Origin of the sequence: Lactococcus sp. AK05, assembly GCF_041026685.1 — a bacterium.
Classification (GTDB): domain Bacteria; phylum Bacillota; class Bacilli; order Lactobacillales; family Streptococcaceae; genus Lactococcus; species Lactococcus lactis.
This window is the reverse complement of the sequence record NZ_JBFTEI010000004.1, coordinates 52928-66279: the sequence shown is the minus strand read 5'-3', so window position 1 is coordinate 66279 and position 13352 is coordinate 52928. Positions and strand designations below refer to the sequence as shown.

14 protein-coding genes are annotated in these 13352 nt (G+C 35.1%); all 14 read left to right on the top strand.

Annotation, left to right across the window (positions count from 1 at the left end; all coding sequences use genetic code 11):
• Positions 1 to 86 precede the first annotated feature (86 nt).
• Positions 87 to 425 carry a lactococcin 972 family bacteriocin gene (locus AB6B24_RS08950; protein ID WP_311805753.1) on the top strand — a complete coding sequence of 113 codons (339 nt, stop codon included), beginning with the start codon at positions 87 to 89 and terminating at the stop codon, positions 423 to 425.
• Positions 422 to 2401 (top strand): bacteriocin-associated integral membrane family protein, encoded by a 1980-nt coding sequence (locus AB6B24_RS08945; RefSeq protein ID WP_311804224.1) that lies wholly within the window; start codon positions 422 to 424, stop codon positions 2399 to 2401. Before AB6B24_RS08950 ends, AB6B24_RS08945 begins: the two co-directional genes overlap by 4 nt.
• Entirely contained in the window at positions 2402 to 3028 is a 627-nt protein-coding gene (locus AB6B24_RS08940; protein WP_058203734.1) for an ABC transporter ATP-binding protein, read from the top strand.
• A 337-nt stretch (positions 3029 to 3365) separates the two neighbouring features.
• The gene (locus AB6B24_RS08935) at positions 3366 to 4157 is read left to right on the top strand and encodes a hypothetical protein (protein WP_230317979.1); all 792 of its coding nucleotides are present in this window, start codon (positions 3366 to 3368) and stop codon (positions 4155 to 4157) included.
• Between the two features lie 18 nt (positions 4158 to 4175).
• Complete coding sequence (locus AB6B24_RS08930; RefSeq protein WP_033900784.1) at positions 4176 to 4580, top strand: hypothetical protein; 405 nt, start codon at positions 4176 to 4178, stop codon at positions 4578 to 4580.
• 1 nt (position 4581) lies between these two features.
• Positions 4582 to 5040 carry a hypothetical protein gene (locus AB6B24_RS08925; RefSeq protein ID WP_311802904.1) on the top strand — a complete coding sequence of 153 codons (459 nt, stop codon included), beginning with the start codon at positions 4582 to 4584 and terminating at the stop codon, positions 5038 to 5040.
• Positions 5041 to 5227: 187 nt separating this feature from the next.
• A complete protein-coding gene (gene typA / locus AB6B24_RS08920; RefSeq protein WP_047206887.1) occupies positions 5228 to 7060 on the top strand; it encodes a translational GTPase TypA in 1833 nt (610 codons plus the stop codon).
• 100 nt (positions 7061 to 7160) lie between these two features.
• Complete coding sequence (locus AB6B24_RS08915; RefSeq protein WP_004254583.1) at positions 7161 to 7412, top strand: DUF3165 family protein; 252 nt, start codon at positions 7161 to 7163, stop codon at positions 7410 to 7412.
• Between the two features lie 87 nt (positions 7413 to 7499).
• Positions 7500 to 8438, top strand: coding sequence for a class I SAM-dependent methyltransferase (locus AB6B24_RS08910; RefSeq protein ID WP_311804223.1), 939 nt, complete (start codon positions 7500 to 7502; stop codon positions 8436 to 8438).
• A 195-nt stretch (positions 8439 to 8633) separates the two neighbouring features.
• Entirely contained in the window at positions 8634 to 9821 is a 1188-nt protein-coding gene (locus tag AB6B24_RS08905) for an acetate kinase (RefSeq protein WP_029344484.1), read from the top strand.
• A 156-nt stretch (positions 9822 to 9977) separates the two neighbouring features.
• Positions 9978 to 11165 carry an acetate kinase gene (locus tag AB6B24_RS08900; RefSeq protein ID WP_015427114.1) on the top strand — a complete coding sequence of 396 codons (1188 nt, stop codon included), beginning with the start codon at positions 9978 to 9980 and terminating at the stop codon, positions 11163 to 11165.
• 133 nt (positions 11166 to 11298) lie between these two features.
• Positions 11299 to 11751, top strand: a complete 453-nt coding sequence (locus AB6B24_RS08895; protein ID WP_038602950.1) for a hypothetical protein — start codon at positions 11299 to 11301, stop codon at positions 11749 to 11751.
• Between the two features lie 84 nt (positions 11752 to 11835).
• A complete protein-coding gene (gene pyrH, locus AB6B24_RS08890; protein WP_021464089.1) occupies positions 11836 to 12552 on the top strand; it encodes a UMP kinase in 717 nt (238 codons plus the stop codon).
• A gap of 212 nt (positions 12553 to 12764) precedes the next feature.
• A complete protein-coding gene (gene frr, locus AB6B24_RS08885; protein ID WP_004254618.1) occupies positions 12765 to 13322 on the top strand; it encodes a ribosome recycling factor in 558 nt (185 codons plus the stop codon).
• The last annotated feature ends 30 nt before the right edge of the window (positions 13323 to 13352 follow it).

The window sequence follows — 13352 nt, the reverse complement described above, 5'->3', positions numbered from 1 at the left end:
GAAAGGAGGGACAAAAAATTTTGTTGTAGTAGAATTTTTAAAAAGTTCTACAAAAGATTAGAAATTTTTAGAAAGGAAGTAGAAAAATGCAAACTAAAAAATTACTTGTTTCAACACTTATCCTTGCGACTCTCGGCGGAACGCTCCTTCAAGTAAGCCCTGTATTCGCTGTTAATCGTTCAACTTATTCTCAAGGCTCAACAAATGACAAAAAGTATGGTATGGGAGCCTACGCTGCTTATTGGAATAACTATGGAAATCATTGGGCAGAAGTAGCTTTTCGGACTAGATATGGAGGGACAATAGCAGGAGAAGCTCATGCCAATCAGCAAGCCTATGCCTGGTTGAATACTCGTTGGGGAGAAAGTGTGGTTTTCTTCCACAACAATGGTCTAGTTAAAAGCAAACATTGGGGGCCGCAATGAAAAAAATAAAATATATTTTTTTGGCTGTGACGATTGTTCTAGTCACAGTTTTTTATATTATTAATATAAAAGAAAATGGTCAGCAAATTATCGCAGAAAGATTGCCAGAGGCTGTTCTTATTGCAAATAATGAGAAGCAAGATCCAGAAAATATACCTAGTTCTCGTGAAGTTATCAAAGATGTGGATGATTATGCAAGAAAACATGATGTCTTTATCATTATGGATGTTGTCACACCTAGCGGTTCAGGAGAGTTTAAACCAACTTATATGACTTTTGGGAAAGGAAAACTTGCAAATAATATGTCTTTACTTCCAAAAGAGAAAAGAGAGGAGTACGACCCGCTTGGTATGTTTGGGACTTACAACGTTTTTTCTGGAAAGAAAGAAGCTGAGGAGTTTAGTCAATATTTAAGTCAAAAATTTCATGTAACAGCATCTTATATTCCAAACATGTCTCTACTTGAGGAATATTACAACATCTACGGTAATCCACAAGCTGTAACCTTATTGATAAGTATTTTTCTGGCTTTTGTCGGCTTAGCTATTTTTGTAAGAATCTCAGAGTTACGAAAATCAGGAATAGAACTTTTGTCTGGGAAGACGTTGTTGAATACTGTGTTTTCAGATAGTATTCGGGATATGAAGTTTATCGCAATTTTGACGATTATTGCTATGATAGGGACTTCTAGTTACTTGCTCATAACTGGTCTAAGCAACTTGTCGCTTCACATTTTTGCTTTATTTTCTATCTTCTTTTCTTCTTTGATATTTGTGCTACTGTCATGCTTAGTAAGTGCAATAATCATGATTATCCTCTCTCGGAGTCAACTCAATTCACTTATCAAAGGAAAATTGCCGACAACAGCTTTGATGGTTCTTGTTGTTTTGATGCAATTTGCTGTGAGTATTGTCCTTGTCACAAGCCTATCAGGAATTCACTATAATCAAATCGAATTAAAAAATCAGGAAGCCGACTTAGATAAATGGAAACAGCAAAAAGATTATTATACGTTTCCCTATGCCTCTATTAATCTGCAAGTAAGTAATCAAGAAGCAAAAGCTTGGTGGAACTTTTATAATATTGAGGTAACAAAAGATGATGCGATATTCGTCAGACATGATTTATTTGCTGGACCAGAAGAAAGTAGCGACAAACAACTCATCGTCACACCAAGTTATCTGAAAGCACAACATATAAATGTTAAAGAAGACTTTTCTAATCTTAAACTTGGAGAATATGGACTCCTGATACCAAAAAATCAAATGAAAAACCGTCAAAAACTTATCACTAAATATAATAAATCATTGACGGAAACCACACAAAACGGTAAAAAAGAGACTAAGATGAAGGCAAAATACGTTGAAGAAGTACCAAATGGCGAGAAACGTTTTATTTATAATGTCGCTTATGAGAAAATGACAACACAACAAGAAATTTCTGACCCAATTATTGTTGTGATAATACCGCAATCATCAGGAGAAGAAACGGGCATATCATGGGCAGGGGATAATGATTACTTTTTTGTGAAAGGTAAAGAACAAACGCTTAATAGGCTGAAAGAGTTGGGACTATACGATAAGGTTCATTTTTTAGTTAACGCCTATGGACAGTATGAAGCACAGACAAATCTTGTAAAAGAGAGTTTAAGTATGGCAATCATATCAGCCATTATAACGATTATTGTCATTAGCTTTTTCTATATTTTACTCCATGTCCTTTACTTTACTCATTTCAGAAGAACAATCATAATAAAATTTATTTCTGGAATGCCCAACTTGAGAATTCATCGTCGGTTCATTTTTGTAGAGTTAGGATTACTTGTGATTTTATTACCAACATTGACAATAATCAGCAATGAGTTTTTATATTCTCTTTTTGTTGTAAGTGCTTTGTGGTTTATTTCGTTCATTATCCTACTTGTTCAAATGAAGAATTTTGAAAATGGACAAATAAATAGTTTGAAAGGAGAATAGATGTTTGAATTAACTAATATTACTAAAGAATTTTTACATAGAAAGGTTTTTGATAACTTTAAATTAACCTTTGAAGCTGGGAAAGTTTATGCCATTATCGGTCAATCAGGTTCTGGTAAAACAACCTTACTGAATATGATTGCTAAACTTGAATCCTACGAGGGAAGTATTCTTTATGAGGGAGAAGAATTATCAAAAATCAAGAAACATTCCTATTTTCTAAATGATTTGTCTTATCTTTTTCAAAATTTTGGATTGATTGAAAATGAAACGATTGATAAAAATTTGGATTTGGGATTGATTAATCAAAAGTTATCCAAGAAAACTAAACAAGAAAAAAAGCTTGAAACTCTGGCACAAGTTAATGTAGCCTATTTAAAACTCAATCAAAAAATTTATGAATTGTCAGGTGGTGAGGCACAGCGTGTAGCACTTGCTAAAGCGATTTTGAAAGATTCACCGGTTATTTTGGCGGATGAACCAACAGCAGCACTAGATTCTGAGAATAGTGAAGAAGTGATGAAACTGCTTTTGAGTATGAAAAATGAAAATCGGATTATTATTATCGCTACGCATAATCCTGTTATTTGGGAAATGGCAGATGAGGTTGTTGAATTGTCCAGATGAGGTAATATATTGGGGGGATTTTTACTTTTTACAATGAAAATATCAATTTCATCACAAAAAAATTGATTTCGTCACAAAAATGATGAAATTGCGCAAAAAAATATTGTAAACGAAAATGAAAAGGCTTACGATTAAAGTATGAATAATGATAGAAATAAATCTTGAAAGAGAGGGAGGACCAATGGAAAATTAATAAAGTTCAATATCAACTCAAAGATATATTGTGCAAAAAGAAAGTGGGTAATTTTTTAATGAAAAATATAACATCAAGTAAGTTATAATTTAAAGACTAGCTCTTAGATTAGTAACTTACAGGCTAAGAAAAGAGGATTTAGTTATGAATGCGAAAAAAATTATTATTGGCATACTTGTTGTCAGTGTATTATTTGCAACTGGATTTGCTGTAAAAGCAGATGGTGCATTAGCACCTAATGTTGATGTGTCTAAAAATGGAAAAGTTAATTTGAATATACCTAAAAAGGCAGATAAAATTATTATGAATACGAAAAAGCAAGTTAAATATGTTGTGAAGGGAGCCGTGAAGCTAGAGAGTACAAGTGGTGGTAATTTGACAGCGCCTGTAACGGTGGATAGTCAAGTAACTACTGATAGTGGAGACAATACAAAAGGAGTGACAACTTATACTGCTGATTTATCTCAAGCTCAAGTTATTAGTAATGATAAAGCAAGTTCAGATAATAATTTGGCTATAAACATATTGGGGAATTTTTTTGGCACTAAGGTATCTGCTACAACTTATGATACTTCAACAACATCTAAATGGGATTCAACATATGGCGTAAAGATTAAAGAAGAAATTTACTGGACAGTAACGGGTTCACATAATGATAATAAGTTGAATATTTATAAAGTTACGGGCGGCTACACGATTGCTGATTCGTCAATTCAGGTAACCTCATCTAGTATAAGAGTACAACAAAAATATCATCCGTCGCAAGACCATACATGGGGAAAAGGCACCTCAGCGTCTTGGAGTGTATCAACAGGTTATACAGCTGTTTCGAATACTCCTGGTTCAAGAGGGGAAGTAGGTTATACAGTTAATCTAAAAAGAGGAACTCATTCTAAATGGTCAGTAACCCTTAATAATTTAGTATTTTCTTATTAATTTAGTTAGGAGATAGATATGAAAAAATATATAGTATTTACATTTATTTTAGGGTTGCTCAGCTTCTTTCTTCCTTTTTTTCCAGCGACTAATAATCACTTTGAGAATACTCAACTTTTGGGCTTTCAATATGTTGTTAAATATGGTTTGCGGCTCTATTTCGTTGTTTTGATTGTACTATTGGTTAATTATTTTACAATAAATGAGCGGTATGTAAGATATAAAAAAGTCATTCCGCTTTTAATCACAATTGCTATATTTGGAGCTTATGGTGGTCTCGCATTTAGTCAATTTTTGATTGGTGGAATACAAAGAGGACTGATGGTGCTAGGAGATTATAGTTTTGGCTATTTTATCAGTTTCGCTTTGTTTTTAATTTTTAATGTTTTGGTTTGTATTGATGCCTATAAAAAGGGAGATTAAAATGTGGGTAAGAAAAATAAAAATTTGGCAAGTATTTCTTGCGTTCATCATTTGGATAGGAACCATGTTTCTTCCTGCAACGGTAAATCAGGCTAAATTGAATACGAATTTTGACTATAAAAAAAGTCGAGAAAATTTCTTTTATTTTCTTTTTCATCAAGTCCCTTTTTATAGTTTCATTTTGGGTTTGGTATTGCTTATATCACTTTTTCTCATTTATAGGAAAATAAATTTTAGTGTCGATTTTTCTTTTGCTAGTCTTATTTTTTACATTAGTTTCTTAGTTATAGCTTTTCCGTCTATGATTATTTTTAATCATAGTTTATCTGGGAATACTTTTGGGGCTGAACTTTCTATCTTTCTAACCTTTTATGGAGCTGGATATATTATTGCTGTTCTATTTGGTTTAGTTGCTTTTCTTTTACTCTTTCTCTACAGTTTAAGAATAAAAGAATGTTAACAACATAATCATTTTTACTGATTTTATTAATTATAAAAAAATAAAGAACTCCTTAGAAATTTTTCTTTGGGGTTTTCATTTTGGAAGTAAAAAAATCTTTGTTAGGCTTGTAAACGTGTGCATTTACAGCTTTTAGAAAAGTGTGCTATAATGGGTTAGATATATACGAAAGTAAGGTATGATAAAATTGACTAAATTACGCGAAGATATTAGAAACGTCGCTATTATTGCCCACGTTGACCATGGTAAAACTACATTGGTTGACGAACTCTTAAAACAATCTCAAACGTTGGATGCTCGTAAAGAATTAGCTGAACGTGCGATGGACTCAAATGCACTTGAGCAAGAACGTGGGATTACTATCCTTGCCAAAAATACAGCAGTTGAATATAACGGAACTCGTATCAACATCTTGGACACACCAGGTCACGCGGACTTCGGTGGAGAAGTTGAACGTATTATGAAAATGGTTGATGGGGTTGTCCTCGTTGTCGATGCTTATGAAGGAACAATGCCTCAAACACGTTTTGTTTTGAAAAAAGCTTTGGAACAAAACTTGACTCCAATCGTTGTTGTTAATAAGATTGACAAACCATCTGCTCGTCCAGCTGAAGTTGTTGATGAAGTTCTTGAACTTTTCATCGAACTTGGTGCTGATGACGAACAATTGGATTTCCCAGTTGTTTATGCTTCAGCAATCAATGGTTCTTCATCAATGTCTGATAATCCAGCTGATCAAGAACACACAATGGCAAATATTTTTGATACAATCATCGACCATATCCCTGGCCCAGTTGATAACTCTGATGAACCTTTGCAATTCCAAGTTTCACTTTTGGACTACAATGACTATGTTGGACGTATTGGTATTGGACGTGTTTTCCGTGGAACAATCAAAGTTGGGGACAGCGTTACTTTGTCTAAACTTGATGGTTCAACTAAAAACTTCCGCGTTACTAAACTTTTTGGTTTCTTCGGTCTTGACCGTCAAGAAATCCAAGAAGCAAAAGCTGGTGATTTGATTGCTTTGTCTGGTATGGAAGATATCTTCGTTGGGGAAACTGTTACACCTTCAGATCACGTTGAACCATTGCCAATCTTGCACATTGACGAACCTACTTTGCAAATGACTTTCCTTGCTAACAATTCACCTTTCGCTGGTCGCGAAGGTAAATGGGTAACTTCACGTAAAGTTGAAGAACGTTTGGTTTCTGAATTGCAAACTGACGTTTCACTCCGTGTTGAAAACACTGAATCTCCTGATAAATGGATTGTTTCTGGTCGTGGTGAATTGCACTTGTCAATTCTTATTGAAACAATGCGCCGTGAAGGATATGAACTTCAAGTTTCACGTCCTGAAGTTATCATCAAAGAAATTGATGGTGTTGCTTGCGAACCATTTGAACGTGTTCAAATCGATACTCCTGAAGAATACCAAGGTTCAATCATCCAAGCGCTCTCTGAACGTAAAGGTGATATGCTTGATATGCAAATCACTGGTAACGGTCAAGCGCGTTTGATTTTCCTTGTTCCTGCACGTGGTTTGATTGGATTCACAACAGAATTCATGTCAATGACTCGTGGATACGGAATTATGAACCATACTTTCGATCAATATCTTCCAGCTGTTAAGGGAGAAATCGGTGGACGTCACCGTGGTTCTTTGATTTCTATGGATTCAGGTCAAGTTACTTCTTACGCAATGGGTTACGTTCAAGAACGTGGACAACTTTTTGTTGATGCAGGTACTGAAGTTTATGGTGGGATGATTGTTGGTGAACACAGTCGTGATAATGATTTGACTGTAAATATCACTAAAATGAAACAACAAACAAACGTTCGTTCTTCAAATAAAGACTCTACATCTGTTTTGAACACACCAAAAATTCTTTCACTTGAAGAATCTTTGGAATTCCTTGGAGATGATGATTACTTGGAAGTAACTCCAGAATCAATCCGCTTGCGTAAACAAATTTTGGATAAAGCAATGCGTGAAAAATCAACTAAGAAGAAAAAATAAGTTTAATCAAATAGAGAAACTTGATTTTCAATTATTGAAAGTTTGATGATGAATAAATTGATTTTTCGTTAGTTCTTGTCATAACTTGGAAAGGAGAAAAATGTTCTATATTATCTTGTTGATTTTAGTTGCCTTTGCGTATATTTTCATGATGCCCAAAGACGTTCGGCGGAGTATGGACATTTTCTTCTTTGCTGGTGTTGGAGTTCTAGTTCTTGCTTTTGCTGTGGCACAGGCGGTAAGCCATCGGTCATTACTTTTAGAAATTATCGGTATTGTGGCGATGCTTGTCGTAACGGTCAGAGCTTGGATGGAATTGGAAAAGTTGGACAGTCGAAAAAGAAAAAAATAAATGATTGCTTGATTAATAATTAAGCAATAAATAAAACTGTCAAAGTTTGGCAGTTTTATTTTGATTTTGTAGAAATGGAGAAAAAACATGGATATGGAAAAAGTGGCTCAAGGTTTTGAGCTAGTTGTTGCAAATATTATGTTACTATCTGAGAAATTGGATACAGATTTTTATGATGCTTTTGTAGAACAAAATGCTGCTTTTTTAGATGATACTGACCAAGGAATTGTTGAATTGTCAGTAAATAATGACAAACTTCGTCAGTTAAATTTATCAAATAAGGAGTGGCAAAAACTTTTTCAATTTGTTTTGTTGAAAGGGTCACAAGTCGCACCACTTCAGCCCAATCATGCAATGACTCCAGATGCAATTGGTTTAATTTTTAATTTCATTATTGAACATCTTAATAAAAATTCTGAACTTCGTTTAATTGAATTTGGGTCTGGTATGGGTAATCTTGCTGAAACGCTTTTGGTTAATCTTAATAAAAAGGTTGATTATGTAGGCTTTGAAGTTGATGATTTACTTTTAGATTTGTCTGCTTCAATGGCTGAAATTATGGGGAGTCAGGCTGAGTTCATGCAAATTGATGCAGTACAAAAGCGTTTGATGGAACCTGCTGACGTTGTTGTCAGTGATTTACCAATTGGTTTTTATCCAGATGATGAAGTTGCAAAGAATTTTGAAGTTGCGACTACTGACGGACATACTTTTGCTCATCATCTTTTGATTGAGCAATCATTTAATTATTTAAAAGAGGGTTCTTTTGCCATTTTACTAGCTCCAGAAGATTTACTGACAAGTCCTCAAGGACCACTATTAAAGGAGTGGATTAGTAAACATGGAAGTGTGATGGCTGTCATCACTTTACCAAAATCACTTTTTAATGCTGATGCTAAGGCGATTTATGTTTTGAAAAAGGGACCGGCTGCACATGCAACTTTTGCTCACCCTTTGTCTTCACTGACAGACAGAGAAAGTTTAGAAGTCTTTATGGAAGAATTTACAAAAATTGTAAAATTATAAGATTGAAATTACTGACAGGTTCTGGCAGTAATTTTTTTGGTTAAAGTGTATGAAAATGATTGAATTTGAAAACGTTTTTTATTTTAAAAACTACATCTTGGATTAAGCTCGTGAATCATGACCGAAAAACACAAAAGGAATTGTAATTGTGTTATAATTTAACCGTATTTCAAATTCAAGGAAGGTTTATTAAACATGACCAAAACATTAGCAGTTAACGCTGGTTCATCATCTATGAAATGGCAAATGTATGAAATGCCAGAAGAAAAAGTTCTTGCCAAGGGATTAATCGAACGAATTGGTTTGAAAGATTCGATTGTGACCGTCAAATTTGGTGAGCAAAAAGAAGAACGCGTTTTTGACATTCCAAATCATACAGAAGCAGTAGAAGTTTTACTTGAAGATTTAAAACGATTGAAAATAGTAGAGGAATTTACTGAAATTACTGGTGTGGGACATCGTGTGGTTGCTGGAGGTGAAATTTTCCAAAAATCAACAGTTGTTACACCAGAAGTTTTGCAACAAGTTAAAGATTTGTCAGCTCTTGCTCCTTTGCATAATCCAGCAAATGCTGCAGGAATTGAAGCTTTTTTGAACTTACTGCCTGATGCAACTTCAGTAGTAGTTTTTGATACAGCTTTCCATACAACTATGCCTGAAAAAGCATTCCGTTATCCATTGCCTAAAAAATATTATACAGATTATGCTGTCCGTAAATATGGGGCTCATGGAACTTCACACATGTATGTTTCACAAGAAGCTGCAAAATTACTTGGAAAACCAATTGAAGAAACTAAAATTATCACTGCTCATATCGGGAATGGCGCATCACTGACAGCAGTAAAAGGTGGGAAATCAATTGATACTTCGATGGGATTCACACCACTTGCTGGAGTGATGATGGGAACACGTACAGGTGAAATGGACCCTTCTGTTTTTCCATACCTTATTGAAAATGACTCTGAGTTAAAAGATGCTCAAGGTGTTGTTGATATGATGAACAAAGAATCTGGTCTCTATGGTGTATCTGGTATTTCATCAGATATGCGTGATATCATTGCTGCTAAAGATACAGATGCTGATGCAAAACTTGCATTTGAGATGTATGTTGACCGAATTCAAAAATTTATTGGTCAATATTTGGCCGTTTTGAATGGGGCTGATGCTCTTGTCTTCACCGCTGGTATTGGTGAAAATTCGGTTCCTGTTCGTGAAGCAATTCTTTCTGGATTGACTTGGTTTGGAATTGAAGTTGACCCTGAGAAAAATGTCTTTGGCGTCGAGGGAGAAATTTCAACACCTCATTCACGCGTAAAAGTTTTTGTGATTCCAACTGACGAAGAGCTTGTAATTGCTCGTGATGTTGAAGCACTTAAAAAATAATTAATTAAAAGATTTTGTTCTAAAACAAAATCTTTTTTATTTTTAAAATGACATAAAATGATAAGTTCTGGGAATCCTTGAGGGAGGAGAAATGAAATCAGACATAAAATATGATATAATTTTAAGAATAAAACGCATACATTAAGGAGAGTAAGTATGGAAAAAACGCTCGCTGTCAATGCAGGCTCCTCGTCATTAAAATGGCAACTTTACGAAATGCCGGAAGAAACCGTGATTGCTAAAGGAATTTTTGAACGTATTGGTTTGTCTGGCTCAATCTCAACAACTAAATTTAACAATGAAGAACACGTTAGAAAACAAGAAATTGTTGACCATCGTCAAGCTGTTTTGTTATTAATGGATGAATTAATTCACTTTAAATTAATTCATGAATTCCGCGAAATCACAGGAATTGGCCATCGTGTTGTTGCAGGTGGGGAATTTTTCAAAACTTCTACGGTTATTAGTCCTGAGGTTTTGGCTGAGATTAAAAATCTTTCAACTTTAGCTCCTTTGCATAATCCTGCTAATGTTTTAGGGATTGAAGCTTTTCAACGTTTATTACCAGATGCACTTGCAGTTGCTGTTTTCGACACTGCTTTTCACAGTACTTTGCCAGAAAAGGCTTATCGCTATCCTATTCCAACAAAATATTATGAAGATTATTCAATCAGAAAATATGGAGCACATGGAACGTCACACATGTATGTCGCCCAAGAAGCGGCAAAAGTTTTAGGAAAACCTTTGGAAGATTTGAAGCTAATTACGGCTCATATCGGAAATGGAGCTTCAATTACAGCAATTGAAGCTGGAAAATCTGTTGATACTTCAATGGGATTTACACCACTTGCTGGTGTAATGATGGGAACACGTGCAGGTGAAATGGACGCCTCAGTCATTCCTTATATGTTAGAGAGCGACCCAAGCCTTAGAAATGCTCAAGATGTGATTGACATTCTCAATAAAGAATCTGGAGTTCTTGGGGTGTCAGAACTCTCAAGTGATATGCGTGATCTTTCAGAAGCTGTGGCTAAAGGAAATCCTAAAGCGATTCTTGCTTATGAAATGTATGTTGACCGTCTCAAGAAATTTATTGCCCAATATTTTGGAGTATTAAATGGGGCTGATGCTCTTATTTTCACGGCTGGTGTTGGTGAAAATGATACAGCTGTTCGGACTGATGTAGTTAATGGACTTTCTTGGTTTGGCATGGAAATTGATGAAAGTAAAAATGTTCGTGGAGCATTTGGTATCATTTCTAAACCAGAGTCTAAAGTGAAAGTACTTGTTGTGCCAACAAACGAAGAATTGGTTATTGCTCGTGATGTTGAAGCTGCTAAATAATTAGATAAAATTTACTGACAGAAATTTGTCAGTAAATTTTTTTACTTATGAAAAAGCTGTCAGTAAAGTTTTGACAAATGGTTTGTCTTCTATAAAAGAAAGCGCTATAATTAGGGTGAATGGAGGGAAGATTATGGAGGATTTACCAAAAGTTACAAAAGCTGAAATGTTGCCAGGAGTGCGTTTACGTTTGGAATTTGATAATGGACAAGTTCGATATTATCCTGTTCATGAGCAAATTGATTTGCTGATGAACCCTTTTGATGTGAGTAAGTTAAAAAAGACGTATGGCGCAAACTTGTTTCTTGGGGGAATGGTTTCATGGATTGGAAATGAGATTAAGATTGAACCTAATGGAGATTTGTTACTTAATAAATCGGTGATTCCTGCTGAAATGCTTTGGAAACACAGTCTTAAACATGTTGACAGTCTGGACCCGGAAAAATTGAAAGAGTTAGAAGAAATCAAGCACCCAATTTGGCAAGGTTTTAAAAGTCTTAATTTAATCTTTTGGATTGCGGGGATTCTTTTTGTGATTTATTTACTTATTCAGTTGTTGGGACATCTGGGTTTATTGACATCATGATAGTTTCTAAAAAGGCTTTGATTAGTCTTTTTTTCGTGAGCATTTTATGGTAAAATAGAGAAAATATAATAGAATAGGTGCAATATGGCTGAAATTAAATATAAACGCGTACTGTTAAAACTTTCGGGAGAGGCCCTCTCAGGCGAAAAAGGTTTCGGATTTGACCCTGAAACAGCAAAAGCTGTCGCTGAAGAACTCAAAGAAGTCCATGATTTGGGCGCAGAACTTGCGATTGTTTGCGGTGGTGGTAATGTTTGGCGTGGAATTACTGGTGAGAAAGCCGGAATGGAACGTGCTCAGGCAGATTACATGGGAATGCTTGCAACAATTCAAAATGGATTGTTCATTCAAAGTGCTCTTGAAAATATTGGGGTTGACACACGAGTGATGACAGCCATTGAGATGAAAGCTGTTGCTGAACCTTATATTCGTCGTCGTGCTGAACGCCATTTAGAAAAGGGACGTGTTGTCATTTTTGCTGGGGGAACTGGTTCGCCTTACTTTTCAACGGATACAACCTCTGCATTACGTGCTGCGGAAATTAATGCTGATGTCATTTTAATGGCTAAAAATGGTGTTGATGGTGTTTATAATGCTGACCCTAAATTAGTTGCTGATGCTATTAAATTTGAACATTTGACACATATGGATGTTATTACCAAAGGCTTGCAAGTAATGGACAGTACGGCTTCAACAATGTCAATGGATAATCATATTCCACTTGTTGTTTTCAACATGAATGAAGCTGGAAATATTACACGTGTCGTTCGTGGTGAAGAAATCGGAACAACGGTTGAATAAGATTTACTTACAAAAAAAGCTGTCAGTAAATTTATTCATTAAAAAATTACTGATGGAAATACTAGCATATTCGTAAACGCTGAAGCGTCAACGACTATCCTATGATGGAAATACTAGCATAACTGTAATCATTAAAATACTAACGCTTATCTCTGACAAAGTTTCTGTCAGTAAAATAAATAGAAGAATTAAAAGTAGAAAAAGGAAATAAAATGGCAAACGAAATTGTTACAACAGCTCAAGACCGGATGAAACAATCATTAGGAAGTTTACAACGTGATTTAGGACATATCCGAGCTGGTCGTGCCAACGCAAGTCTTCTTGACCGTGTTCAAGTTGTTTACTACGGCGCACCAACACCACTCAATCAATTAGCGTCAATCACAATTCCAGAAGCGCGCGTATTGATGGTTACTCCTTTTGATAAATCAATCTTGAAAGATATTGAAAAAGCATTGTATGAATCAGATCTTGGGATTACACCAGCAAATGATGGTTCTGTGATTCGTTTAGTTATCCCAATGTTGACAGAAGAACGCCGTCGCGAACTTGTCAAAGAAATGGGTAAATATATTGAATCTGCAAAAGTAGCAATCCGTAATATCCGTCGTGATGCAATGGACACTGCTAAGAAATCAGAAAAAGCAAAAGAAATCACTGAAGATGATCTTAAAGATCTTGAAAACAACATTCAAAAAGTGACTGATGACGCGGTTAAAGAAGCAGACCGTCTTGCATCAATTAAAGAAAAAGAATTGTTGGATATCTAAGTAGAACAATCTAACAAATAAAGTAATCTG